This is a genomic window from Actinomadura rugatobispora (genome assembly GCF_042656285.1).
Lineage (GTDB): Bacteria > Actinomycetota > Actinomycetes > Streptosporangiales > Streptosporangiaceae > Spirillospora > Spirillospora rugatobispora.
The window spans coordinates 45,304-69,837 of record NZ_JBHSON010000032.1 but is presented as its reverse complement, the minus strand read 5'-3'; the positions used below and the strand labels follow the sequence as shown (position 1 = coordinate 69,837).

22 protein-coding genes and 2 pseudogenes are annotated in these 24,534 nt (G+C 69.4%); 14 read left to right on the top strand and 10 right to left on the bottom strand.

Going from position 1 to position 24,534, the window contains the following annotated elements:
* Nucleotides 1–348: 348 nt before the first annotated feature.
* A complete protein-coding gene (locus ACFPZN_RS22985; RefSeq protein ID WP_378284153.1) occupies nucleotides 349–1,107 on the top strand; it encodes an IclR family transcriptional regulator in 759 nt (252 codons plus the stop codon).
* An 88-nt stretch (nucleotides 1,108–1,195) separates the two neighbouring features.
* Here ACFPZN_RS22985 and mhpA read toward each other — a convergent pair whose 3' ends face one another.
* Complete coding sequence (gene mhpA, locus ACFPZN_RS22980) at nucleotides 1,196–2,743, bottom strand: bifunctional 3-(3-hydroxy-phenyl)propionate/3-hydroxycinnamic acid hydroxylase MhpA (RefSeq protein WP_378284152.1); 1,548 nt, start codon at nucleotides 2,741–2,743, stop codon at nucleotides 1,196–1,198.
* Nucleotides 2,744–3,227: 484 nt separating this feature from the next.
* Here mhpA and ACFPZN_RS22975 point away from each other — a divergent pair, with 484 nt between their 5' ends.
* Both ACFPZN_RS22975 and ACFPZN_RS22970 read left to right on the top strand, forming a co-directional pair.
* Nucleotides 3,228–4,325: a serine hydrolase domain-containing protein gene (locus ACFPZN_RS22975; protein WP_378284151.1), complete on the top strand. Its 1,098-nt coding sequence runs from the start codon at nucleotides 3,228–3,230 to the stop codon at nucleotides 4,323–4,325.
* Between the two features lie 653 nt (nucleotides 4,326–4,978).
* Nucleotides 4,979–5,344 (top strand): annotated as a pseudogene (locus tag ACFPZN_RS22970) (ISAzo13-like element transposase-related protein); the annotation flags it as partial.
* A gap of 9 nt (nucleotides 5,345–5,353) precedes the next feature.
* On the opposite strand, the gene ACFPZN_RS22965 reads toward ACFPZN_RS22970, so the two are convergent.
* Nucleotides 5,354–7,348, bottom strand: coding sequence for a TerD family protein (locus ACFPZN_RS22965; RefSeq protein WP_378284188.1), 1,995 nt, complete (start codon nucleotides 7,346–7,348; stop codon nucleotides 5,354–5,356).
* Nucleotides 7,349–8,132: 784 nt separating this feature from the next.
* Here ACFPZN_RS22965 and ACFPZN_RS22960 point away from each other — a divergent pair.
* From ACFPZN_RS22960 to ACFPZN_RS22915, 10 genes and pseudogenes are all read left to right on the top strand, one after another.
* Nucleotides 8,133–9,299 (top strand): acyl-CoA dehydrogenase family protein, encoded by a 1,167-nt coding sequence (locus ACFPZN_RS22960; RefSeq protein ID WP_378284150.1) that lies wholly within the window; start codon nucleotides 8,133–8,135, stop codon nucleotides 9,297–9,299.
* Nucleotides 9,296–9,745, top strand: a complete 450-nt coding sequence (locus ACFPZN_RS22955) for a hypothetical protein (RefSeq protein WP_378284149.1) — start codon at nucleotides 9,296–9,298, stop codon at nucleotides 9,743–9,745. Before ACFPZN_RS22960 ends, ACFPZN_RS22955 begins: the two co-directional genes overlap by 4 nt.
* The gene (locus ACFPZN_RS22950; RefSeq protein WP_378284148.1) at nucleotides 9,742–10,143 is read left to right on the top strand and encodes a MaoC family dehydratase; all 402 of its coding nucleotides are present in this window, start codon (nucleotides 9,742–9,744) and stop codon (nucleotides 10,141–10,143) included. The genes ACFPZN_RS22955 and ACFPZN_RS22950 overlap by 4 nt, the downstream gene beginning before the upstream one ends.
* 38 nt (nucleotides 10,144–10,181) lie before the next feature.
* The gene (locus tag ACFPZN_RS22945) at nucleotides 10,182–11,840 is read left to right on the top strand and encodes a class I adenylate-forming enzyme family protein (RefSeq protein WP_378284187.1); all 1,659 of its coding nucleotides are present in this window, start codon (nucleotides 10,182–10,184) and stop codon (nucleotides 11,838–11,840) included.
* Nucleotides 11,841–11,978: 138 nt separating this feature from the next.
* Nucleotides 11,979–12,431 (top strand): hypothetical protein, encoded by a 453-nt coding sequence (locus ACFPZN_RS22940; protein WP_378284147.1) that lies wholly within the window; start codon nucleotides 11,979–11,981, stop codon nucleotides 12,429–12,431.
* Between the two features lie 65 nt (nucleotides 12,432–12,496).
* A complete protein-coding gene (locus ACFPZN_RS22935; protein WP_378284146.1) occupies nucleotides 12,497–12,793 on the top strand; it encodes an aldehyde dehydrogenase family protein in 297 nt (98 codons plus the stop codon).
* Nucleotides 12,745–12,933: an aldehyde dehydrogenase family protein gene (locus ACFPZN_RS22930; RefSeq protein WP_378284145.1), complete on the top strand. Its 189-nt coding sequence runs from the start codon at nucleotides 12,745–12,747 to the stop codon at nucleotides 12,931–12,933. Before ACFPZN_RS22935 ends, ACFPZN_RS22930 begins: the two co-directional genes overlap by 49 nt.
* Nucleotides 12,924–14,048 (top strand): NDMA-dependent alcohol dehydrogenase, encoded by a 1,125-nt coding sequence (locus tag ACFPZN_RS22925; protein ID WP_378284144.1) that lies wholly within the window; start codon nucleotides 12,924–12,926, stop codon nucleotides 14,046–14,048. Before ACFPZN_RS22930 ends, ACFPZN_RS22925 begins: the two co-directional genes overlap by 10 nt.
* Before the next feature lie 449 nt (nucleotides 14,049–14,497).
* Nucleotides 14,498–14,779, top strand: a pseudogene (locus ACFPZN_RS56785) (AMP-dependent synthetase/ligase); the annotation flags it as partial.
* Between the two features lie 460 nt (nucleotides 14,780–15,239).
* On the top strand, nucleotides 15,240–15,965 hold the full coding sequence (locus tag ACFPZN_RS22915) for a TetR/AcrR family transcriptional regulator (protein WP_378284142.1): 726 nt from the start codon (nucleotides 15,240–15,242) through the stop codon (nucleotides 15,963–15,965).
* Between the two features lie 95 nt (nucleotides 15,966–16,060).
* Here the strand turns inward: ACFPZN_RS22915 and ACFPZN_RS22910 are convergent, their stop codons facing one another.
* The 8 genes from ACFPZN_RS22910 to ACFPZN_RS22875 form a co-directional block, all read right to left on the bottom strand.
* Nucleotides 16,061–16,264, bottom strand: a complete 204-nt coding sequence (locus tag ACFPZN_RS22910; protein WP_378284186.1) for a TetR/AcrR family transcriptional regulator C-terminal ligand-binding domain-containing protein — start codon at nucleotides 16,262–16,264, stop codon at nucleotides 16,061–16,063.
* Nucleotides 16,265–16,794: 530 nt separating this feature from the next.
* Nucleotides 16,795–17,763, bottom strand: a complete 969-nt coding sequence (locus ACFPZN_RS22905; protein ID WP_378284141.1) for a zinc-binding dehydrogenase — start codon at nucleotides 17,761–17,763, stop codon at nucleotides 16,795–16,797.
* A 255-nt stretch (nucleotides 17,764–18,018) separates the two neighbouring features.
* Nucleotides 18,019–18,678: a TetR/AcrR family transcriptional regulator gene (locus ACFPZN_RS22900; protein WP_378284140.1), complete on the bottom strand. Its 660-nt coding sequence runs from the start codon at nucleotides 18,676–18,678 to the stop codon at nucleotides 18,019–18,021.
* A 330-nt stretch (nucleotides 18,679–19,008) separates the two neighbouring features.
* Nucleotides 19,009–19,752, bottom strand: coding sequence for an ABC transporter ATP-binding protein (locus tag ACFPZN_RS22895; protein WP_378284139.1), 744 nt, complete (start codon nucleotides 19,750–19,752; stop codon nucleotides 19,009–19,011).
* Nucleotides 19,682–20,491, bottom strand: coding sequence for an ABC transporter ATP-binding protein (locus ACFPZN_RS22890; protein ID WP_378284138.1), 810 nt, complete (start codon nucleotides 20,489–20,491; stop codon nucleotides 19,682–19,684). Before ACFPZN_RS22890 ends, ACFPZN_RS22895 begins: the two co-directional genes overlap by 71 nt.
* Nucleotides 20,488–21,345, bottom strand: coding sequence for a branched-chain amino acid ABC transporter permease (locus tag ACFPZN_RS22885; RefSeq protein ID WP_378284136.1), 858 nt, complete (start codon nucleotides 21,343–21,345; stop codon nucleotides 20,488–20,490). The genes ACFPZN_RS22890 and ACFPZN_RS22885 overlap by 4 nt, the downstream gene beginning before the upstream one ends.
* A complete protein-coding gene (locus ACFPZN_RS22880) occupies nucleotides 21,345–22,244 on the bottom strand; it encodes a branched-chain amino acid ABC transporter permease (RefSeq protein WP_378284135.1) in 900 nt (299 codons plus the stop codon). The genes ACFPZN_RS22885 and ACFPZN_RS22880 overlap by 1 nt, the downstream gene beginning before the upstream one ends.
* Before the next feature lies 1 nt (nucleotide 22,245).
* Nucleotides 22,246–23,409: an ABC transporter substrate-binding protein gene (locus ACFPZN_RS22875; protein WP_378284133.1), complete on the bottom strand. Its 1,164-nt coding sequence runs from the start codon at nucleotides 23,407–23,409 to the stop codon at nucleotides 22,246–22,248.
* 499 nt (nucleotides 23,410–23,908) lie between these two features.
* Between ACFPZN_RS22875 and ACFPZN_RS22870 the strand changes: the two genes are divergently transcribed.
* On the top strand, nucleotides 23,909–24,439 hold the full coding sequence (locus ACFPZN_RS22870) for a MarR family winged helix-turn-helix transcriptional regulator (protein WP_378284131.1): 531 nt from the start codon (nucleotides 23,909–23,911) through the stop codon (nucleotides 24,437–24,439).
* Nucleotides 24,440–24,534 lie beyond the last annotated feature (95 nt).

The window sequence follows — 24,534 nt, the reverse complement described above, 5'->3', positions numbered from 1 at the left end:
CGGCTGAGCTCTGTCGATATTCTGTCCTACGGTCTATGTTCTTCGCAACAGAACTTCCTGCGCGCGTTTCGCAGGTGCCGGGCCGCGTCGTCCTGCCGCGAAAGACCCACGGGCTCGGCGCCACGGCCGTCTCCGCCGGCCGGACAGCGCTCTGCGCCTGCGTCAGATTCCGAAGCCGATCGTCCCCTCAGGCATATCCTCAAAGGTCGGCACGAGCGTCCGTCAGGTCTGCCCCATAGACAGGTCGGCCAGACGAAGTTCTGCAGTGCGGAACGAATCGGCCGTCTCGTGATACTCTGGTGCGGCCACCGCGTCCGTGGCGTTCCTTCTTCACGACCAGGGGGCCCCATGTCGGCGCCGGCGAACTATCCGATCGAGTCGGTCGAGAACGCCGCACGTGTTCTGTTGATGCTTCGCGATAGGCGCGACCTGCGGGTGGCCGAGGTCGCTGTGGAACTGGGCATCGCGCGATCCAGCGCCCACCGCATGTTGACGACGCTTCAGTCCCAGGGACTGCTGCAGCAGAAGCCCACGCGTGTTTACGCGGCGGGCCCGCAGCTCGTCCAGATCGGCGTGGCGGTCATCGGCGCGACCGACCTGCGGGCCGTTGCGCGACCCACGCTCGAGCGGCTCCGCCAGCACCTGGGCGAGACCATCCACCTCATCATCCTGGACGGCTCGACGATTGTGTTCCTGGACGGCGTGGAGGGCACCTTCGCCATCCGGGCCGCGGAACGCACTGGTGATCGAGCGCCCGCGCACCCGTCCGCCGCCGGGAAGGTTCTGCTCGCGGCGCTGACCCGCGAGCAGCTACGGGAGCGCTACCCGAGCAGCCGGATCCGCGGAGGCACGACCGCGGCCAAAAAGAGCCGGCGCATGCTGGAGGACGAGCTCGAGATCGTCCGGAGTCAGGGTTATGCCATGAACCTCGGCGAGAGCGAGATCGGATTGCACGCCCTAGCCGTTCCGGTGCGCGATGCCGCCGGCAACGCGCGTGCCGCCGTCAGCATCTCCGGACCGTCGGTGCGCCTGACAGAGGACAAGCTCGCCGAGCATGTGCCAGTGCTGCTGCAGGCCGCCGACCAGCTAGGCGCGTCACTGAGTTAGATCGTTGCAGGCCGCCGGCACGGAGTCGAAGCAGACGGTGCCGGCCATGGGTCGAACTGGTCCGTGGCGAAGTCCGGTCGGCGGATTCTCAGGTCAGTGACAGCGCTGGACGGAGAGACGCGAGCAGGTCGGGCAGTTCATCGGCCTCGGTCGCGGTGCCGTAGACGTAGAAGTCCGGACGGACCAGCACGGCCACGACGCCGGCCTCCTTCATCCAGCCGCTGAGCGCTTCGCCCTCCTCCTGAAGGCCCCGCACGGTGCCGACGACCGCCGTCCGCAGCCCGATCGCGTCTTCCAGCCCGGCGGCCAGGGCCCTCGTTGCCTCGTCGAGATCCACGAGGCTGAACAGGGTGAACCCAGTCCCCAAGACGTCGTCAGCCCGCTTGATCGTACCGTCGTCCGTGTGCAGGAGCGGCTGGACGCCCAGGCGCCCCGCCAGCGCCTGCCCGGCGATGAAACCCGCCCCGACGGGCGGCTCGAACGGGGGCGGGAGCTCGGTGGCCGACTGCAGGGACTTGCGACGCTCCGCCGCGCGGACGGGGTCCGTCTCGCAGACGACCGTCCCGATCCGCACCGACTCCTCGATGTAGGCCGTGACCTGCGGCCGCCGGGAGGCCGTGTACAGGTCGAGTAGCCGCGGGGCCGCGGAACCGCTCAGCACGAGATCGAACATCCACGCGAGGGCCGCGGCATCGCGGATGCCGGAACTCATGCCCTGCCCGAGGAAGGGCGGCATGACATGCGCGGCATCACCGGCCAGCAGTACCGATCCGGCGCGGAACGTGTCGGCCACGACGGACCTGAACTGGTAGACGGTCTGGCGGATCAGCTCTCCCTCGTCCGGACCGATCCACCGTTCGAGCAGCTTCCAGACGTGCTGCGCCGTCACCACCTCGGCGGGGTCGTCGCCGTCGACGAGCATGAACTCCCAGCGGAAGTAGCGCTGCGCGACACGGCCCATGTGGTTCGGCCTGGCCGGGTTCAGAACCTGGCCCGTGTGCGGGATGTCCAGTGGGCGGGCGCCCGGCCGCGGGCGGACGTCGACGACCAGCCAGTCGCCCCGGAAGCCGAGGTCCTCGGTGCGGATCTCGCAAAGGCGGCGGACCGTGCTGTTGGCGCCGTCCGCGCCGACGACGTAACGCGCGGTGACGACCGCACCGTCCTCCAGGGTCGCTGCCACGTGGTCGGTCTCCTGGCGGAGATCGACCACCGCTGCACCGAAACGCACGTCCACCGTGGGAATCTCGCGGATGGCCGCATCCAGGATCTCCTCGAGTTCCGGCTGGTAGAAGTGGTATGACGCGTCCCATCCGGACGGAGCGTCCCACTCGCGCGGCAGGCGCGCGAGCACCTCTCCGCCGGGGTCGAGGAACTCATACAGCCGCGCCGGGTCGGCGATGCGTTCGACCTGGTGGGCGATGTGCAGGGACTGGAAGATGCGCATGATCTCGTGATCGAAGTGGCCCGCGCGGGGGGTCTCATAGCGGCCCTGTCGTCGTTCGCACACGATGACGCGATGTCCGGACGTCCCAAGGAGGCCGGCCAGTGTCTGGCCCACGGGGCCGAACCCCACGATGAGCACGTCGGCGTCCGCGTGGGGGGACACATGGGTGCCGGAGTCCCCGGGGAAGGTCATGTCCGCAGCCTTTCGCCTTGCCGTCCATCGACTGAACCCGCAACCGATGGGCCGCGGCGAGCTTGCGCCACGAGGTCCTCGGGCTAAGCAGCATTGATTCTGTTCAACAGACTTTGTTCTGTCAAGCAGATCGCCCGGCCATGACACACGGCCCAGGGGTGAACGACCTGGAAGGCTTGTGTCATCCTAGGGTAGTGATCTACGTTACAGATCACGTTCTGGAGAGCAGACCGGTGACCCACAATTTCGGGTGCATCGAACGGTGCTCGGTCGCGGGACTTCCGCGTCCCTGAGGACCAAGGAGCGGCGCTGAGAACGCAGCGACGACGCTGCTACGGGAACCGGCGGTGCTGATGGCCTCTGCGGCGCCGGACTCGTTGAAGTCGCGTCGGCCACCCTGGTCCGATCCCGATCCACCTCGACCCAGTAGTGCTACGACGAATACAGCCACGTGACCGCGACGATGAACAGGATGGAGCCCACGATGGGCAGTGCAGTGCGAAGCGCGATCGACGAGGCGCTCTCCAGCGGCGAGGTGGGTTTGCAGGTCGCCGTGTATCACCGCGGTGAACTGGTCCTCGATGTCAGTGTCGGTGAGATGTCGGTGGGCGGGCGAAAGGTCGACTCCGACACGATCTTCTGGGTCGCGTCCGCGGGCAAGGTGTCGACGGCCACCGCGCTCCATGTGCAGGTCGAGCGCGGCCTGATCGACTACGACCAGACCATCGCGTCGATCTGGCCGGAGTTCGGCGCGCAGGGCAAGGATTCGTTCACGGTTCGCGACGCCCTTACGCATCGCGTCGGTCTGGCCGGGCTCCCCGGCGACGCCACTCCTGAGCTCTTGGGTGACTGGGAGTGGATGGCGGACCGGTTGGCGCGCTCAGCGCCGAGCGACGATCCGGCCCAGCGCAGCACTTATCACGCACGAACGTGGGGCTACGTCGTCGGAGAGATCGCCCGCCGGGTGGACCCGGCGGGCCGGTCGTTCGAAGATCTCGTGCGCGACGAGGTCCACGAGCCCCTTGGCGTCTCGGGGGTGTGGCACCGGCTTCCCGGCGGTGTGGAGCATCGCCTCGCCGTCATGCGGGGCGACATTCTCAGCGGCGAGCCGATGACGTTCACGGTCACGGCGGATCACGAGATCAATACCCCCGAGTACCGGGATCGGATCGACCCGAGCGGTGCGTGGGTGACCGCACGAGAGGCTGCGCGATTGTGGGCCGCGTACGCCCAGGGCGGTGAGCTCGCCGGAACGCGTCTGCTGGCCGCCGACCGCATTGCGACGTTCCTCGATCGTCGGGCGTGTACCTTCGAAGCCGGATCGATCGCCGGTCCGCGAGCGGTGATCGGGGCCGGCGGACTCATGGTGGGCGGATCGGTTCCCGCCTACCGCGAGGTCCTGGGGTTCGGAGGCGGCCGCGTCCTTTGGCACCCCGGAGCCGGGGGAGCTCTCGGCTTCGCCGACCTGGACGCGGAACTCGCCGTCATGATCTGCCACAACGAGTTCTTCGACGAACGCCACCACAGCCAGCACCCGTTCGCGCCGCTCGTCCGTGCGGTCTATGCCGATGTCGCCGGGTGACGGCTGCGTCGAGGCGAATCGTGACGATGGCTCCTCAAGGTCCCTGCGGACCAGCGAAGGAGGGCCTGCACCTCAAGGAGCGCACTCATGACCAACGACCGAGCCAACAGCGGTAGTAACACCCAAAAGGATTTCGAGACCGAGCAATCGCCCACGAACTGAAAAGAGCCGTCCGGTCGCTGAACCGGGCCGTCGGTGAACCAGGCGGCTTCACCGGTGGCGACCGTCCACCCGGTGTTGGACGCCGTCTCGGCAGCCGCCTCCGGCCTTGATCAACCCTACGCAAATCGAGCGCTTCCTGGCGTGCCAGCACGCGGACGGGCGCCTCGTCCATGACCCTGGCGCGAATCTCGAGGAGTCGCTCGGCGCCTTCAGCCGCTGCATCCTTCACGCTCGTCTGTGGCGAAGCGGTCAACCAAGCGCGAAGCGCGATCGACCATGTCCGCGGCGCGGGCCTGCCGCTGGCGGCCGGTGCACCGCCGTCCCGCAACATCGCCGGCGAAACGGCACCCACGGCCTCGGGCAGAGGGCGAGATGGTTCAACAGCCTAAGGAAGGGGGTCTGAGCCATGAAGCAGATGAGCCAGGAGGAGCTTCTCGCCCTTCCCACCACGATCAGCCTCGAGACCGCCGCGCGTGCCATCGGGCTTGGTCGAGATCGACCCGGGGCCGCGACCGGCGTTGCCGGCCCGGGTGGAACTGGACATGCGCGGGGACCCGATGTCGCCGCTTCGCTGGACGACGCTGTCGTTGGCCAGGGCATTGACCGACCAAGGCCACCAGGTCTGCGCGGACAGGGTCGTTGACCTGCTGCGGGAAGAGGGGTTCAGTCTCCAGAGCAGCGTCAAGACCTTGGAGGGCAAGCAGAACCCGGACCGGGACGCTCAGTTCCGTTACCTCAACGAGCAGGTCAACGACCACCAGAGGGCGGGGCAGCCGGTCATCAGCGTGGACACCCAGAAGAAGGAACTGGTCGAGGTGTTCACGACCGCGGGCCGCCAGTGGCGTCCTGCGGGTCGGGCGAAGAGATCAGCCGGCTGGTTTGGGATCGGCAGTCGTGGTCTCAAGTTTGATGACGTGGAGAATCTCTTGGTGGAAGCGGTCCATGGCGGTGTCGACGCTGCGGACGAAGCCGGTCTCTTCGATGCCGCGCTTGGTGCCCATGCCGGTTGCGAGAGTCAACCGGAAGGAATCGATCTGTTCGGCGTCTTCGGGGACGAGCAGGCCTGGTTCGGCGATGAGGTTCTTCAGCAGGTCGCAGGGGCCGGTTCTGTGACCAGGGGTGAGGGCTTCGACGCGGAGCTCGGGTGGGGCGTCGTTCAGCTGACGTAGCAGCCACTGGACGCGGGTGAGGGAGCGGGCGCGTTCAGCCGCGGGGATCTCGACGGTGGTCTCGATATGACCGGTGCGCAGGTCGGCTTCCAACAGGACGGGGCCGCCGGCGTTGGGGATGCGAATCTCGGCGCTCATCCTCCCGTTCTCCACCAGGGAGGTGACGGTCTGCAGACGGCGGACCGAGGCGTCTCCATCGCGTCGTTTGCGCAGGACCGGGGCGATGGCCAGGCCGGTCTGCCCGCTGAGGCGCAGGCACAGCTGGCGGATCAGCTTCTCCCAGCTCTCGGCCACGTGCAGGGCGCGCCGGTCACCCAGCCGTAGGGTGTTGGAGGTGACGGCGTTGCGGACCGGGACCCAGGCGGCGCCCATGTCGCGGAAGCCCTGACAGCCGGCGTTGTCCTGGCGCAGGTAGTACAGCAGTTCGCTCAGCAGCCAGGCGTGGACGGGGTTGGCGACGCCGTCGTGGAGGCAGAGCATCTCGGCCTCGTGGGCGACCTCGGCCCACGACAGGTGGCGTAGGGACACCTTGCGCAGCAGCTTCTTGTCGACCTTGAGCGGGTGCTCGTTGTCCAGGGCCAGGTCGTTGGACAGGGTGATCACGGTCTCGTAGCCGTGCCGGGCCGCCACCTCCAGATACGCCTCGACCTGGTCGGCCTTGAGGGGGTTGCCACCGGTCTTGGTCTCGATCAGCGCGGTCCAGATCCGGCCGGCCCGTGCCACGCGCAGCACGCCGTCGGGCCGTACCTTGCCATCGCCGTGCTTGAAGGAGGCTTCGGCGAAGGTTTGGATCGTCCCGGCGGGAGCGTTGAAGCGGGCGGTGAGACGGCGGCCGAACTCGGGCACCTGTGCCATCACCGCCAGCAGCGTTGCGGTGGCGCGCGCCTCGCGTTCCTGATCGTTGCGCAGCCCGGTGACCGGGAACAGACGGGCGTGCTGCCAGGAAGGGTGCTCGGCCAGGTTGACTTTGGCGGCCTTGGGGACGGTGGTCTTCCTTTTCTTGGTCGTCCGCACCCGCTGGGGGCGCTGCTCGACCGTGACCGGCGCTTGAGGGATGGGCGCGGCCGCTTCTGCCGTAGGAGTCGGGGGCTGAGGCTGGTCGGTGTCGGGTGTGGCGGGTGGCCGGGGCTGTGCCTGGGGTGCGTCTTCCTCGTCGCTGTCGTCGACGTTGATGCCGAAGTCGCCGGCCAGGCCGGCCAGGCCGGACCCGTAGCCCTGGCCGATCGCCCGGAACTTCCAGCGCTCGCCCCGGCGGTACAACTCCCCGAAGATGAATGCGGTCTCGGCGTCGGCGTCCTTGATATCGAAGGCCAGCAGCGCTTCTCCGGTGCTGTCGGAGACGGCCAGGCGCAGATCGTCGAGGCCGCCGAAGGTCGCTGCGGCGTAGCGGCTTGCGGCGATGACCACGCGCTGCACCTCGGGCCGCACACTGGTCAGGTCGACCAGGATGCGATCCTCACTGCCGGTGGCAGTAGGCGTCTTGCCCAGCAGCCGCACCGACTCATCGAGGGTCGCCGGCTGGTTGTAGAAGACGAAGTCGGCGTCGCTGCCGACCCTGCCGTCGGCGCCGACCAGCAGCACCGACACATCGGCCTCGCCCTCACCGGAAGGATCGGTCCAGCTCAACGCCACGGTGAACGGTCCTGAAGCCGTGGTCAGGCCGGACAGGTCGATGTTGGCGCCCTTGGACATCTGCTGCACTACCAGGCTCCTCGGCTCGTGACGACCTCACGCACAGGGGGAGCGATGACCAGCCACAGGACCGCACGTTCACGGCAGGTGGTGCCGAGCGACGGACAGCGATCATCTGAACGCGGAATGCCAGCGTACGATGAGCACCTCCTGTAGGGGACCGTTCGTATGCGAGGGGCCACACTCGGCCACCGGCCACGAGGGAGCCGAGCCGTATCGCGGGCCTGGTGGTGCCGGATCAGTTGCAGACGCCGTGTTCCTTCCGCCGCTCCCGGCAACTTTCCCGGGTACGGCATCCGGATCGAGCGTGGCGCCGTGTCCGTCGCCGCTGGAAGTCACCCCGGCGATGAAGGCCGACCAGGCCCGGGTGTTCGTGCGGCACCGGGCGATCTGTGGCTCGGCGATGGGCCGGGTCCCGGGCGAACTGGCGCGCCGGACCTGGTCCGCCCGGTCCCTCCACCCGCGGGTCGATTCGGTGCACTCGAGCGAACCTCCGGCAAGGTCGCCGTCGTGCCGTGAGAGGGGCGGGTTCCGGTCCCGGTGGTGTCGGCCGCCTCAGCGCGGCTCACCGCCGGGTAGCGGCGTCCAACGGCGGCCGTCTCCTTCTTGACCAGCGTTTTCTTCGTGCAATCGGCCCGAAGGCGCACTGGAGAGTCCGGCGTGGGAGACGTTTCACCTGCCATGTGCCGAGCAGGGCGAGCGATCTGCCCTACCAAACGGTTGTCTGGGCGGGTAGACTCCGAGCCGGCAGGACCGGAGCGCGATCGGATGAGAGGCGTTGGCAGTGGACTTCGAGCTCAGTGAGCAGCAACAGCTCTTTCGCAAGACCGTGGACGAGTGGGTCGACCAGGAGGTCCCCAAGGAGTGGGCGCGGGAGTTGGAGAAGGACGAGCACAATTTCCCTCACGCCCTGTGGGACAAGTTCACCCAGGCGGGCTTCCACGGCATCGGGCTGCCGGAGGAGTATGGAGGCCAGGGGGGTGACATCCTGACGCAGATGATCCTGGCGAGGGGGCTGGCCCGGTCGCTGGCCGGTCTGACCTGGGTCTGGGGGATCACCTCGTTCGCCGGTGGCAAGTCCGTCGGCATCTATGGCACCGATGAGCAGAAGCGCACGCATCTCACCGCCATCGCCGAGGGGCGAGAGAAATGGGCGATCGGGTTCACCGAGCCCGGCGGTGGGACGGACCTGCTCGGCGGGATGCGCACCCGTGCGAAGAAGGTCGAGGGCGGCTGGGTGGTCAACGGACAGAAGACGTGGAGTTCGATGTCTCACGTCGCCGACTACATTCTGCTGCTGGCCCGGACCGACGAGTACACCGCGAAACGTCACCAGGGCGTTTCGCTCTTCATCCTTCCCGCGAAGAGCGAGGGCGTGACGATCCGGGAGATCCCCAAGGTCGGCATGCGGGCCCTGGGCTCGTGCGACGTGTATCTCGACGACGTCTTCATCCCGGAGGAGAACCTGCTGGGGGAGGAGAACAAAGCCTGGTACATGCTGCTGCCGACGCTGAACAACGAACGGATCATGCTCTCTTCCTTCTGCGTCGGGATCATGGACGGCGTCCTGGAGGACGCGCTGCGCTATGTGATGGAACGTGAGGCCTTCGGAGGCCCGATCGGCCGGTTCCAGGCGTTGCAGCACCACATCGCCGACATAGCCATGTGGCGTGACCAGGCCGAACTGATGGTCAACCGTGCTGCCTGGCTGCAGTCGCTGGGCCGGGACTGCGGGCAGGAGGCGAACATGGCCAAGGTGGTGGCCTCCGAGCTCGGCGGGCAGGCGGCGGATCTCGGCCTGCAGATCCTCGGCGGCATGGGGTACTCGGCGGAGACGGACATGCAGCGCTACTGGCGGGATGTCCGCCTGTTCCGGATCGGGCCGGTCACGAACGAGATGGCCCGTAATGGCATTGCCGAGGGCCTCGGCCTGCCCCGGTCGTTCTCATGAGCGCTCCCGCCGCCGCGCATCCCCTGGCGCACCTTGTGGGGAAAACGATCCCGGACGGTGTGTGGCGCCTCGCCGACTACGAGAACTGGCTGGGGCACGATGCGCTCTATTCGACGCCGGAGGAGGCGCCGCACCCGGTGATGGCATTCGTCGCGGCCCAGCGTGGACTGGGGGTGAGCGTCGCCGAGCTGTTCCGGATGTGGGGGACGGAGATGTCCGACGGACCGATGCTCACCGAGTCGACTCTGGAGTTCCCGGGCGAGTTCGAGGCCGAGCTGGAGTACCGGGTGACCGGCACGGTCGAATCGGTGGTGCGCAAGTCGGGGAGGACGATGGGGGAGTTCGACCTGCTCACCGCGCGGTTCGAACTCGTTCGGCCGGGGGGCGGCACGGATGCGGTGGTCCGCAACGTCTACGCCTTGCCGAGGCGAGGAGAGGGTGGATGACTCCAGAGACCGAAGAGCTGCCGGACTGGGTGCTTGCCGAGGTCGACGCGGAGAAGATGAAGGTCCTGGCCCTGCTGCTGGCCGACCCGAATCCGCTGCACTTCGATCCGGAGGTCGCGCCGCGGCTGGGCATCGCACAGCGCCAGGTCAACCAGGGGCCGTCGACGATGGCGATGCTGGCGAATCTCGTGCGGACCGCGTTTCCCGATGGACGGCTGATCCGGCTGTACGTGCGGCTGAGTGGAAGCGTCGTCGCAGGGCAGAGCGTCCGCGCACACGGGCGGGTCACCGGACGGGAACGTGGCGCGGCGGGGGAGAAGGTCCGGTGCGAGGTCACCCTGGAGGCGGAGGGGCGCGTCGTCGTGGAGGGCGACGCAGAGGTCCTCTTGTCGGCCTGAGCGGGCGACTCGACAAGGTTTGAGCGGGAGACGTGATCATGCAGGACACCGTTCTGACGGTTCCGGGGCTCATCGAGCGAGCGGCACGGGAGCACCCGGACAACGACAGCTTGATATTCCCGGAAGCTCGGCAGGACTATCGCGGGCTTGAGGAGTCGGCCACCATGGTGGCCCGCGCGCTCACCGCGCTCGGGATCGGGCGGGGTGACGCGGTCGGCACCCTGATGCCCAACGGCCTGGACTTCGTCCACACGATGCTCGGTACCGCCATGGTCGGCGCGCTGTTCGTGCCGATCAACGCGCGGCTGGCGCCACGGGAGATCGCGCGCGTGGTTCCGGACTCGGGGATGAAGGTGCTGTTCACCACGGATGCGGTGGACGAGCACGTCGATTACGTGGGTCGGCTCCATCAGGCGTTCGCCGGACTCGCGGCGGGTGAAGCGGGCCGTACGCCACGGCTCGACGGCGCGCCTCAGTTGCGGTGCGCCGTCGTGCTCGGAACGCGCTCGGCGCGCGGTTTCCTGACCCGCGAGTCGTTCCTGGCCCTCGGCCGTGACGTCGACGCCGAGTCGGTGCGGGCGGCCGCCAGGTCGGTGACCCCGGACATGCCTTACATCATGATGTACACGTCGGGCACCACGACGGCCCCCAAGGGCTGCCCGCTCACACATGAATCCGTGGTGCGCCTGGGGAAGGCGGTCGGCGAGGAGGTCTTCCAGGTCACCGAGGCCGACCGGATGTGGAATCCGCTGCCGATGTTCCACGTGAGCGCGCAGGCGCCCATGATCGGAGTCTTCAACGCGGCCGCGGCATGGGTGTCGATGACCCACTTCGAGCCGGATGCGGCGCTGGACATGATCGAGCGGGAGAAGGTCACCCTCCTCTACCCGGCCTATCCCACGCTGACCGGCCCGCTGCTCAACCACCCCCGCTACACTCCGGACACCTTCCGCCGGGTACGCGCCATGCTCACGGTCGGCCCGCCTGACCAGCTGCGCGTCTTCCAGGAGAAGCTGCCCCACACCACCCATGTCAGCTGCTACGGCTCCACGGAGTTGGGCGGTGTCGCCATCATGGGCCGCCTTGACGACCCGCTGGAGGAACGGATCACCTCGGGCAAGCCGTTCACCGGTGTCGAGGCCCAGGTCCGCGACCCGCTCACCGACCGGGAAGTCCCGCCAGGGGACGTGGGTGTGATTCACGTACGCGGGTTCAACCTCTTCCAGGGCTATCACAACGACCCCGAGAAGACCGCCGCGAGCATTGACGGCGAAGGCTGGTTCAACACCGGCGACCTCGCCTCCATCGATCACAACGGCAATCTGACCTTCCGCGGACGGACGAAGGACATGCTGAAGGTCGGCGGGGAGAACGTGGGCTGCCTGGAGGTGGAGGCATATCTGACCACGCACCCCGACATCCAGGTCGCTTCGGTCGTCGGTGTGCCGGATCCGAAGTACGACGAGGTGCCGGCGGCCTTCGTGGAGGTGCGCACGGGGGCGAGCCTGACCGAGGAAGCGGTCATCGAGTTCTGCGGCCAGGGCCTGGCCAAATACAAGGTGCCCCGGCATGTGCGCTTCATCGAAGAGTGGCCGATGTCCGCCACGAAGATCCAGAAGTTCCGGCTCAGAGACCGGTTGATGGAGGAACTGGGGACCGCCGGAAGTTCGGGACCGGCTGTCACGACCGTGGGTTGACCATGGCGGCCGTCAGCGGCGTCCGCTCCGACCGCGACCGGTGGCGGGAGCTCGTCGGGCGCCTGGTCGCGCCCCTGGAGATCAACGCCGATCGGGAGGCGCCGCGATCGGTGCGAGCGCGGTGGACGACATCCCCTCATGCGGATCGTGTCGGTTGCAGAGCGGGTACGGCTGCCGGCAGGCGCGCTCCGGCGTGATCGAATTCTTGTCCAGCACAGCGGACGCGCCACCATCGATCAGCAGGACGGACGCACGATCCTTCCACCACGTGCCCTGACCGTCTACGGCACCGCCCGGCCCTACGGCGTGATCGAGCACGGGGACTTCATGGCGGACGTGGGTCTCGTGCCACGCGAGCGGCCGCCGCTCGGCGCAGAGGAGGTCGCGCCGAGCCCGGTGAGCATCGAACGGGGGCCGGGCGCACTGTTCCGAGCGGAGTTCAGGCCGACGCCGAGCGTGCCCGGTGCCGAACCAGGGGACCGGGACCGCCACCCGCGGTACGTGCGTGCCTGCCGCGCCGGTGCGGCCATGCCCGGAAAGGCAAGATATCGGACGCGCAAATCCAACTGTTCTGTGAGTCAGCTCTCATAGCATCGGTAACAACGTCCCGTTGCGAGGCATATCGACGTACATAGACGGCGCAGAGGAGCGTATCCGTGACGGCGAGCTCACTGGAACCCGTGATTCGGAGACTCAACCGTTTCCACCTTGGAGGGGAGTGGGCCGCTCCACGTGGCGACGGTCGGATCGACGTCGTGTCCCCCAGCACCGAAGAGGTCGTCGCGCAGGTCCCCGCTCCCACGACCGCCGACATCGACGCGGCCGTCGCGGCGGCCCGCAGAGCGTTCGAGGGGCCACGGAGGTCCACCACACGTCGGGCGCGGTCTACACCCGCGATCCCGGGGTGGCCGAGCGCGTGGTCCGGGAGGTCCGGACGGGTCAGATCTTCGTGAACGACGCCTCGATGTGCGTCACCCAGCCCTTCGGTGGGTTCAGTCAGCCCGGGATGGGGCGTGAGGGCGGCCCCGAGGGATCGCGGGCTACTTCGAGACCAAGATGGTCACGTTCGGTGAGGAGTCGACGATGGCGCTGAAGACCAAGGGGGCTCTGCTGTGGGAGCCCGGGACCCGGTCGGGATGGACCGTGGAGGAGATCGAGCTCGATCCGCCGAAGCCGGAGGAGGTCTTGATCAAACTCGCGGCCTCGGGTCTGTGTCATTCCGATGCCCACCTCGACACCGGCGACATCCCGCTGCCCTGGGCTCCGGTCCTGGGCGGTCATGAGGGCGCGGGGGTGATCCAGGAGGTCGGCTCCGAGGTCCACGGGCTGGAGGTCGGCGACCACGTGGTCACGACCTTCCTGCCCTCGTGCGGCACCTGCCGCTGGTGCTCGGCCGGGATGTGCAGCCTGTGCGATGTGGGTGCGGGCGTGCTCGGGGGCAAGGCGCCCGATGGCACCAACCGGATCCACGCGCGGGGCAAGCCGGTGGGCGCCATGTCCTTCCTGGGTACCTTCGCCCCCTACGTGGTCGCGCCGCGCACGGCCGTGATCAAGATCGACAGGGACATCCCGCTGGAGAAGGCGGCGCTGATCGGCTGCGGCGTCCCGACCGGGTGGGGCTCGGCGGTGCACGCCGCCGGGACCGAGGTCGGGGACACCGTCGTGGTCGTGGGTACCGGCGGTGTCGGGGTCAACGCGGTGCAGGGTGCTCGCCTGGCCGGGGCCAGTGTGATCGTGGCGGTGGACCCGGTGCCGTTCAAGCGAGAGACCGCCGAGCGGCTCGGAGCCACCCACTCCGCGAAGGACTTCGACGAGGCCACGGAACTCGTCCGCACCTTGACCAAAGGCGTCATGGCCGACCGGGTCATCCTCACCGCCGGGGTGGGGTACGGGAACCTCGTCGGCCCCTGCGGGGTGCTCACCCGCAAAGGCGGCACGCTCGTGGTCACCTCGGCGGCGCCCGCGCTTCAGGAGCACATCGATCTGAACCTGCTCGACTTCGTGATGTCCGGCAAGCGGTTGCAGGGCTCCCTCTACGGCACCTGCAACGCCCGGGTGGATGTGCCCAAGCTGCTCGGACTGTACAAGCGGGGCGATCTGCGTCTCGACGAACTCCTCACCCGCACCTACGCCCTGGAAGAGATCAACCAGGGATTCGCGGACATGGACGCGGGCCGCAACATCCGCGGCGTCATCATCTACGACTGACCGCTCGTCCTCGGTCTCCGGGCGCGCCGCCCGGGCACCCCAGTGATGAGGCGCTCCGCGTGCGCCGTACCGGTCAGCCGCCCCCCACCGCCGGGACCCGGCCGCGCTCCCTATGACCGCACCACGAGGCCGACCCTTGGGCGTTGGCGGGCGGCTGTTCCGCCCTGCTCGCACCATTCATGCCTTCCCCTCGGCCCCGTGATCGAAAGGCGGCCCATGGCCCTGACGAAGCGACCACCGCACTGTTGACCGAGCCGGCTCAGAGCGGAACGAAGCCGATCCATGAGATGACTCCGCAGGAGGCTCGCGGGCTCACCGCCGCACTCGCGGGGATGCGTGCCGGCGCCGGGCGGGCACGCGGCCACGGTGAGGCTCCTGGTGCCCGACGAGCGGCCACGCGGTGTGCTGGTCCGTCTCCACGGCCGGTGGTCGGGTGAACGGCTACCTTAACCGCCGGCCTGATCGACGCCGACGGATGGCTGCACACCGGCGACATCGGCGAACTGGACCCGGACGGCTTCCTGAAGATCGTCGACCGCAAGAAGGAGATCATCATCACCGCGGGTGGCGAGAACGTCGCCCGCTCGATGATCGAGAACCTGCTGAAGGAGCGTCCACTGGTCGGGCAGGCCCTGGCGTACGGGGACAAACGGCCCCACGTCGTTGCGCTCATCACGCTCGACGGCGGGGCGGCACCGGTCTGGGCAACGGAATGGAGCGCGAGTGGCTCCGGACGCGGGCGGCGACGCAGGAGCCCCTGACCGGATCGTGTCTGCCGCATGCCCCGTGCCCCTTGAGAAGGGAGTATCGCGATGTCCCTCACGGCGCCGTGTCGCCCTGACCCGGATCGACGGAGGGGGAGGGGTGGCGGCCCTCGGCGGCCACCACGCGGGTCAGACCTGACACCCGACTTCGGAGACATCGGCGGTCTCGACGCCGAACTGGTGGACAGGCGCGCCGATCGCGGCTTCGGCACGCCGCCCACCTGGTCGGCGCACCCGGGGGGACACCCGGGCCTCTGCCCCTGACCTTCACGCGGGCTTGGCGGCGAGCCGGTCGGTGATGGCCCGCCATGCGAAGACATGGCGGCGCAGCAATGCGGCGAACGGGTGCAGGCCGTCGACCGATTTCATGGGTGTCCTCCTCCGCTCCTGGCAGGCGCCCAACCAATCGTTGGGTAATCTACACGGTGTGGAGACCTCGGCGATGCGCGACGATACTGAGGCGGGGCACGTGGTGAACAGGAGGCGGACTCCACGCACGGACACTGCCCCGCCCTTCCGGGCGGACGGCGGACGCTGGCCCGAACTGCTTGAGATCGCCGCGTGCATCTTCGCCCGCAAGGGCTACAAGTCCACCCGGCTTCAGGACATCGCCGACGAATTCGGCGTGCTCAAGGGCAGCCTCTACCACTACATACGCAGCAAGGACGATCTTCTCTTCGAGGTCATCCGCTCCGTCTTCGTCCAGGGGCTGGGCAGCCTCGGCGGTCTCGCCGAAGCGGACCTCGATCCCCTCGACCGGTTGCGCGCCGTGGTGCGCGGGCACGTGCTCTACCTGATCGACAACCTGGCGGAGACCACGGTGCTCCTGCACGAGTTCGACCAGCTCTCCGACGAGCACCGCGCCGCTCTGCCGATCCGCGAGTACCAGACGATCATTGCCGACCTGATCGCCGATGCGAAGGCCGACGCACGGGTCAAGCCGGAGGTCGACCCCAAGCTCGCCGCCCTCGCGGTGCTCGGCGCGGCGAACTGGGTGCACCGCTGGTACCGCCCTGGCGTCCGGGCGCCGGAGGAGGTCGCGGACCAGTATGCAGACCTGCTGGTCGGCGGAATGCTCGCGTGCACCGAACGCTCGGCTCAGGTTTCCTCGCGGGGCGGGGTGAGGAGGAAGTCCACCGACTCCTCGGCGTAGGCGCCCGCATTCTGGGCTCGAGTGCCTGGGGGATCGTCACGACGCCTCCGCAGCGGGCGTCGGACAGGAGCGTGACCGAGGTGTCCTTCGGCACCTCACCCCATGCCCCGCCGCACCATGGCTCGCGCGGCCGGCACCTGCGACTCTCTCAGCTGTTCCCAGTGCCGCCGGATCTCCGGAATGCGCCGCGCCTCCACATCCAGGCGCAGCACGGCCTCATGCCGGTCCCCGAGGTAGAGGTCCATGATCTGGCGGGCGAGCCGGACGAGGTCCCCGCGCAAAGATCCCGCGTCGGCGATCGTCGCTGCCCGGGCCTCCAGAACGTCGGCCAGCGGCTCCTCCGCCGGCGCAGGTAGATCGACTGCTTCCCGACGCCGGAGGCGCGGGCGACCGCGTCGACGCTATCGAAGCGGCGGTGTGGATGGCGGGTTCGACGTCCAGCAGCGCCGGAACCCCGGCGGGCGACGTTCGCCGCGAACTCGGTCATCATCGCGCCCTCGGCGTCTGGGCATACCGTGGCGGCGCAACGGTTCCGCCAGGCCCCCCCTGTGCCGCTCGGGGATCTGGGCCCGCGGGCTTGCGATGAGACTGGCCGGGTCACCCGCCATGGTCTTGCCAGTACCAGGTCGGCTGGGCGTCGGGTTCGGCCGGCGCGCAGGCTCGCTCGCGGGCCAGGCGCCCTCTGAACGATCGGGAACTGACGCCGGGGGAGGGGGCTGCCGCGAAGTACAGGCGACCGAGTCGCAAGGGCCGCACTGATCGCGGTTGCCGTCCCTCGACATCCGCCTGTCCGCCGTTCTCGAAGCGCGTCGGCGGAGACCAGCGGCTGTCAGGGCACGACGACGATCTTGCCGAACGTGCTGCCCGACGTCAGTCTCGTGAACGCGGCGGGTGCCTGCTCCAGCGGGAACACCGAGTCGATGTGCGGCCGGACGCCTCGGGCGTCGCAAAGGGCGAGGAGGTCGACGAGTTCCTCGCGCCTGCCCATGGAGGAGCCGTGGATGGTGATGTGCTGCAGGAACACCTTGAAGAGGTCGGTGGTGACGGAGGCGCCTGCCGTCGCTCCGGCGACCACGACGGTACCGCCCGGCCGCACCGAGCGCAGGGAGTGCTCCCAGGTCGCCTCGCCGACGGTGTCGACGACGAGATCGACCCGCTCCGGGAGGCGCGCGCCGGTGGCGAAGCCGGCGTCGGCGCCGAGGGCACGGGCCTTCTCGAGCTTCTCGGGGGTACGGCCGGTGACCCATACCCGCAACCCCGAGGCCCGGGCGAGAGCGATCGCGGCGGTCGCGACGCCTCCGCTCGCCCCCTGCACCAGCACTGTCCGTCCCGGACGCCCGGCGCCCCGGACGAACAGCATGCGGTAGGCGGTCAGCCAGGCGGTGGGCAGGCAGGCCGCCTCCTCGAAGCTCAGTGATGCGGGCTTGTCGACGAGGTTGCGCTCGGGCACCGCGACTCGCTCCGCCAGCCCGCCCCGCAGGGCGTCGGCGAGCATGCCCCGCCGCGGATCGAGCAGCTCATCGCCACCGCCCCGAGCGGGGTCGGCCACGAGCGCGTGCACGATCACCTCCCGGCCATCGTCGGTGACGCCGGCGACGTCCGAACCGAGGATCATCGGCAACCGGTCCTCACGTACTCCGACCCCGCGCAGGCTCCACAGGTCGTGGTGGTTCAACGAGGCGGCCTTCACCGTGACGAGCACCTGCCCGGTCGCGGGCGTCGGCTCGTCGAGGTCGACGACCTCCACCGCGGATGCGGAGGCGTCCTGGGAGAACTTGGTGGCGACTGCGGCACGCACGGAGGCGGTCCCCTCTCGGTCGGGTGTGTCAGCGGTGTGGACGGCGAGGGGGAGGGCTGGCGGGGCGTCCGTACGCACCGTCAACGCCTTCGCCCAGGTAGATCATCCCACGATAACAACCATACGGTAGTTTGGGCGCTCTGGCCAGAGGCGTCACGTGGTGTCCCCAAAGGTCATGAGCGCGTTGCGCCGGGGCTCAGGTCCGGGCCGCCGCGGCTCGGACCGGAAGAATGCGGATCGGTTGACGGCGGACGTTCAGCGGCGGACGCCGTGCGCTGCGGGCGGCGGGTGCTCGTTGCAGACCAGCATCCCGTCGACCAGGAACTCCGCGTAGAAATCGGCGATCTCGACCGCCGTGTGCCTGCCGTCCGGCCGGAACCAGCGATAGATCCAGTTGGCCGTGCCGAGCACCGCGAGCGCGGTGAGCTCGGGATCGATGTCGGGCTTGACCCGGGGGTCGGATTTCGCCTCGGCGATCAGGTGCGCGAAGATCGTTTGGTATTCGCGGATCGCCAGCTTGGTCTGCCGAGCGTCGGAGAGCTGGTCGAACTCGTGGAGCAGGACGGTGGTCTCGTCCAGGTTGTCGACCAGGTGCAGGACGTGGCCCCGCACGGCCTCACGCAGTCGCTCGACGGGATCGAGATCCGCTTCGGCGAGCGTCCGCAGGTTCTGCAGCCCGTCGCCGAACACCGACTTGATGACCTCGAACAGCAGGTCGTCCTTGCTGCGGATGTAGTGGTAGAGACTGCCCTTGAGCACGCCGAACTCGTCGGCGATGTCCTGCAGCGTCGTTGACCGGTACCCCTTGCGTGCGAAGATGCGGGCGGATATCTCCAGCAGTTCCTGCCAGCGCCCGTCGTCCGCCCGGAACGGCGGGGCGGTGTCCGTACGCGGGGCTCGCCTCCTGTTCACCACGCGCCCAACCTTACATTCGGTTGCCCTCGGGTGATGCGACCGGCCCGGGCGGTGGTGGCGGGCGAGCCGGCGGATCCGGGCCGGCGCGGCCGTCCATCCGCAGGCCAGGGGCGCGCGCCGCCCGGGTTGCGCAGGTCGTGGTACCGGCCGGCCGGGAGGCCGCGCGGGCCTCCGGGAACACCACGGGCACTGACCGGCGCTTGTCCTCCGACCTTCAGGACCGCATTCGGCGCGACAGGCTCGGGAAGTCCGCGTCGTGCCGGCCGTCGATCGCCGACGCGCGCGGCTCCACCCGTGCCGGGACGCCGAGCGGCGGGGCCATCCTGCCGGTCACGCGTCGTCCCGGCCGCGCCCCGACAGGCCGAGGAAGGCCCGCTCGAGCCGGGGGTCGGCTTTGAGGTCCGCGGCGGGACCGGACAAGACCACCCGGCTCCGCTCCAGGACGGACGCCTCGTCGGCGATCTCCAGCGCCGTCGCGTTCTGCTCCACCATCGCCACCGCGATGCCCCGGTCGGCGATCCGGCGCACCGCGTCCATCACGGTGTCCACCATGATCGGGGCCAGACCCATGGACGGCTCGTCGAGGAGGATGACGCGCGGGTCGGCCATCAGGGCCCGGCCGAACGCCAGCATCTGCTGCTCTCCGCCGCTGAGCAGGCCGCCAGGGGAGCTCCGGCGGGTCGCGAGCACCGGGAACATCTCGTAGACCTCGGCCAGGGTGCGGGCGCGGTGCGCGGCCGAGCGGTTCGGGTACCCGCCCAGCAGCAGGTTCTCCTCGACCGACAGCGGTGCCACGATCCGGCGCCCCTCCGGCACCAGGACCATCCCCGCCCGGGCGATGCGCCAGGCCGGGCGTCCCGTGACGTCCTTCCCGTCGAGCAGCACGCGCCCGCCCGCCGGGCGCACGCTGCCGCACGTCGCGAGCATCGCCGAACTCTTGCCGGCGCCGTTCGAGCCGAGCACCACGTGCACGCGGCCGGATCGTGCGGTCAGGCCGATCCCGTCAACCGCCGTCACGCCCCCGTAGCGCACCACCAGCTCCGTGATCTGCAGCCGGATCGTGTCGTCGGCCAAGGTAGGCCTCCCTCACTCGGTCGTCGCGAACCGTGGTGGCGGGGTCGCCGTCAGCGATGACGCGGCCGAAGTCCACCACCACGAGGTGGTCGGTGAGACGGGTGACCATCTCCAGGTCGTGCTCGACGAGGAGCTGGGTCATCCCGTCGTCGCGGAGGCTCGTGAGAAGATCACCGATCTCGGTGCGCTCGACGGGCGACATCCCCGCGACGGGCTCGTCGAGCAGGAGCAGGCGCGGCCGGGCGGCCAGCGCCCGCGCGATCTCCACCCGGCGCTGGTGGCCGTAGGGCAGTGCGCCGGGCAGGCTCTTCTCCAGCCCCGTCAGGCCGACCCGGGCCAGCGCCTCCCGGGCGCGGTCCCGGGACTCGCGGTCGGCCCGCGCCGCTCGCCGCGGGCGGACGAGCCCGTCGAGCAACCGGCGCCCGTCGTCGGCACCGAGCATCACGTTCTGCAGCACGGTCAGTCCGGGGACCAGCCGGATCGCCTGGTAGGTGCGGCGGATCCCCGACCTGGCGATGTGCGGGACCGCGCGGCCGGAGACGGCCTCGCCGCCGGCGGTGATCCGGCCGCGGGTCAGCGGGACGAGGCCGGAGATCGCGTTGAGCAGCGTGGTCTTGCCGGAGCCGTTCGGGCCGACGAGCCCGCAGAGACTTCCCGCCCGGACGGTGAACTCGACGCCGTCGACGGCCTTGACCCCGCCGAAGTGCACGGCGACGTCCTCGCATCGCAGCGCCGTCATGCCACACCTTCCGAAGTCGATGCCGGAGCGTTCCCCGGGCGCCGGCCCCTGGTCCGCCACCGCCCTGCCATCCCGATCAGTCCGGACGGGGCGAACAGCGCCATGAGGATGACCAGGGCGCCGTAGACGACGTCGCGCCACTCCTCCACGAAGCGCAGCAGCTCGGGCAGCACCGTCACGACCAGCGCGCCGACGGCGGGCCCGACCCAGGACCCGGATCCGCCGATCACCACGATGGTCAGGCCCAGCACGACCAGCGAGAAGCCGCTGTCACCGGGGCCCAGAATGCCGAAGGTCAGCGGGATGAGCGCGCCCGCCAGGGCCCCGAGGACGGCGCTGAGCACGCTCATCGAGACCCGCAGCCGCCCGGTTTCGATGCCGAGTGATCGGGCGAGCGGTTCGTCTGTGCGGAGCGCGTCGACGAAGCGGCCGCCGGCCCATGACTGCACGAGGGCGACGGCCAGTGTCGCGAGCCCGGCGAAAGCACCGATCAGCCATGGGGTGGTGGCGCGCGGGATCCCGTAGAGCCCGAGCGCACCGCCGGTGAGTGAGTCCCATCCGAACGCCAGGGACACCACGAGCAGGTCGAACGCGATGGTGGCCATGCCCAGGTACAGTCCGCGCAGCCGGCCCAGCGCCACGGCCAGGACCAGGGCCAGCACGGCGGCCAGGAGCAGGGCGAGCAGGACGGCGACGGGCCAGCCGAGGTCCTGGACGGTCAGCGCGGTCGTGTAGGCGCCGATGCCCCAGAATCCGGCCGCGGCCAGGGAGAACACCCCGCTGCGCAGCACCACCTGGAACGCCAGGCCCACGATGTAGTAGATCAGTCCGGTCATCAGCAGCGTCTCGTCCATCAGGCACGCTGCCAGGCGGTGCGTGAGACCAGGCCCTCTGGGCGCAGGACCAGGACGAGCAGGATGAGGGCGAACGCGATGATGTCGCGGGCGTCGCCGGACACGTAGGCGACGGCGAACGTCTCGGCGAACGCCAGGACGAACGCCCCGACCGCCGCCCCGGCGATGCTCCCCACCCCGCCGAGGACGATCACGGCGAATGCCTTGAGCAGCAGCCCGTCGCCCATGTGCGGCTCGATGGCGTTGGCGTTGGCCGCGAGCAGCAGCCCGCCGCCGCCGGCCAGCGCCCCGCTGATCGCCATCGTGAGAAGCGACAGCCGCTCGACGGGGATCCCCAGCAGGTCGGCCGTCGGGGGATCGAAGGCGATCGTCCGGAGCGCCCGGCCGGATCTCGTCCGCGCGATCCACCAGGCCAGGGCGCCCGCGAGGAGCACCGCGAGGACGACGATTCCGATCTGCAGCGTCGTGATCCTGATCGGGCCCAGAGTGTGCACCGCGGTGCGGGCGACGTCCCCGGGCAGGTTCACCACCTCGGCGTCGGCCAGGTTCAGCGCGACGGCGACCGGGATCAGGCTGGCCCCGATGCTGGCGATCAGCACGCCGAGCTCGGCCTGCCCGCGCGAGTCCGCGCGGCGTCTCAGCGGCCCGAAGACGAGGAGCTGCAGGACGGCGGACAGCAGCGCGCCCACCGCCGCCGCGAAAAGTGCCAGCACCGGCAGCGCGAGCACCATCCCGCTGTCGCGGATCAGGACGTAGGCGCTGAACGCGCCGAACATGAAGATCGAACCGTGGGCCAGGTTGAGGATGTCCAGGACGCCCCACGACAGGGTCAGCCCCGCGGAGAAGAGCAGGTAGATGCCCCCGAGCACGACGGCGTTGACCACTTGGGAGAGCAGCATGTCAGGACCCGTTCGCGGCGTCCGCGAGCTGCTCGCGCCCGTTCCGCCAGGTGATCACCAGGCCGGGCACCCGCGCGTCGCGGCCCTCGAACCGGATCCGTCCGACGGCGCCCTCGACCCCGGCGCCCGCGGCGGTCTGCAGCCCGGTGCGCACTCCCGCCCGGTCCACCTTCGGCGCCGCTTTGACTCCGGCGGCGAGCAGCATCATCGAGTCCCATGCCTGGGCCGCGAAGGTCGACGGCTCGGCGCGGTTGACCGAACGGTAGTAGTCGACGAAGGCCCGGGTGGACGGCGACTTCCCGGCGGTGTTGAAGTCCGACGCCCACAGCGCGCCGTCGGCGAGCCCGCCGAGCGGCGCGAGAACGCCGCCCTCGAAGCTCTGCGAGCCGACGACGGTGCCGCGGAAGCCGGCCTGGCGCAGCTGGGTGATCACCGTGACGTTGGGCGTGCCCTGGCCGAGCATGATCACCGCGTCGGGCGACCGGCCCGCGACCCTCGACGCCAAGGCCGCGAAGTCGAACCCGGCACCCTGGAACTTCTCCCGTGCGATGACCGAGATGCCCGCGTTCGCCAGGAGCGAGGGGTAGATCTTCTCGCCCATCGTCACCAGTGTGGCGTTGTCGCTCTGGTACACGATCGCGGCCGACTTCACGCCCCGGGGGACGAGCTTGTCCACGACCAGCTTCTGGTAGCTCGACTGCGGCGCCGTCGAGCGGAAGACGTAGTCTCCCGCCTCGAGCACACCTGGAGCCCCGGACTGCATCGCGACGAACGGGATCTTCGACTGCTGCGCCACCGGCGCCACGGCGAGGGCCACCTGGCTGGCGCAGCCGAAGGTGACCGCGACCGCGTCATCACCCGCTATCCGGCTCATCGCCGACGCCGCCTGGCGCGGGTTGGTCGCCGTGTCCTTGACCGTGAGCGCGAGCTTGGTGCCGGGACCCGCGAGCCCGTCGTTGTTGATCTTCTTGACGGCGGTCTCGGCGCCCGTCCGGGCGGCCTTGCCGCAGAAGGACGCCCCACCTGTGAGGTCGGCCAGCATGGCGATCTTCACCGTGGACGGGCGCTTGCCGCCGCCGGCGTCGCCTTCGCTCTGGCCGCTGCAACCCGTCGCGACGAGTGCGATCAGGGTGGCGAGCGCGATTTTGCTCCTGGTCTGGCTCACGACGATCCCTTCAAGCAACCATACGTTGGTTTGGGCGCGTTAAGCATGGCAGGAGCGCCTGTCACCGTCAATGCGCTGGTCAATTTAATAAAATGGTTTCGACTTCAAAGTGGGGCCGCGGCCGGAGACGGCGACGAGCTGAAGGATCTTCTCTGCGGGCATGGCCGCGCGCCTGAAGGCGGCGTCGGGATGATGCGAACGTTGGACGACGGAACCTCGCAACGCCTGGGACGCCTTGCCGGCCGGGTTCGGCCATCCCCTGGCGGCCCCCGACGACCTGCGGGAGACGGCGGTGCTCGCGAGAAGGCGGGGGTGCGGATGATCGGTTGAGAGCCCGGCTTCGCGCCGTCCCGGCGGAGTCGCCTGGCACGGCCCTGGTCGAGCCCCGGCGACCGAGCCGCCACCGCGATCGTGCGCGAGGTCGTCAGGCGGAGCGTGTGGCATAATGCATTGACGTCAATGTATCTTGGTGGTCGTCTCTCGGGTGGCGGGGTCGGTGATGGGGTCGGATGCGGAGCCCGCGGACGGTGCCGGCGATGCCCGGGATCCGGTCGCCGACGCGTACGAGCAATGGGTCGCGCACGGATGGGCCGACGCCGCGCCGGGAATGTCGGCGGTCACCTCGCTCATCCGCGCGCATCGCATGGTCCTCGCACTGATCGACGAGCAGATCAGGGATCTCGACCTGACCTTCGCGCGGTACGAGATTCTCGTGCTGCTCTACTTCGCCCGCTCCGGGCGTCTCTCGATCTCGACGATCTGCACGCAACTCGAGGTGCACCAGACCACCGCGAGCGCCGTGGTCACACGTCTCGAACAGCAGGGGTTCGTCACACGCGAACGCAATCCGGACGATGGCCGGTCGTGGCTGATCCTGCTCACCGACGAGGGGTCCCGTGCCGTCCTGACCGCCACCGCCCGTCTCAATTCCACCGTGTTCAGCCGTGACCTGTTCCCGGCCGAGCAGGTCAACGACCTCCGCATGCTCCGTCGGTCGGCGGTCGCGGACCGCCGCCGCCCCGGAGGCTGAGGCGAGCGACGACCGCGGCCGCGCGAAACGGTGCTCGTCAGCGGGTGTCCCGCTCAGATGACGAGATCGACGCCCTCCAGAGATTCCGGGAGCGC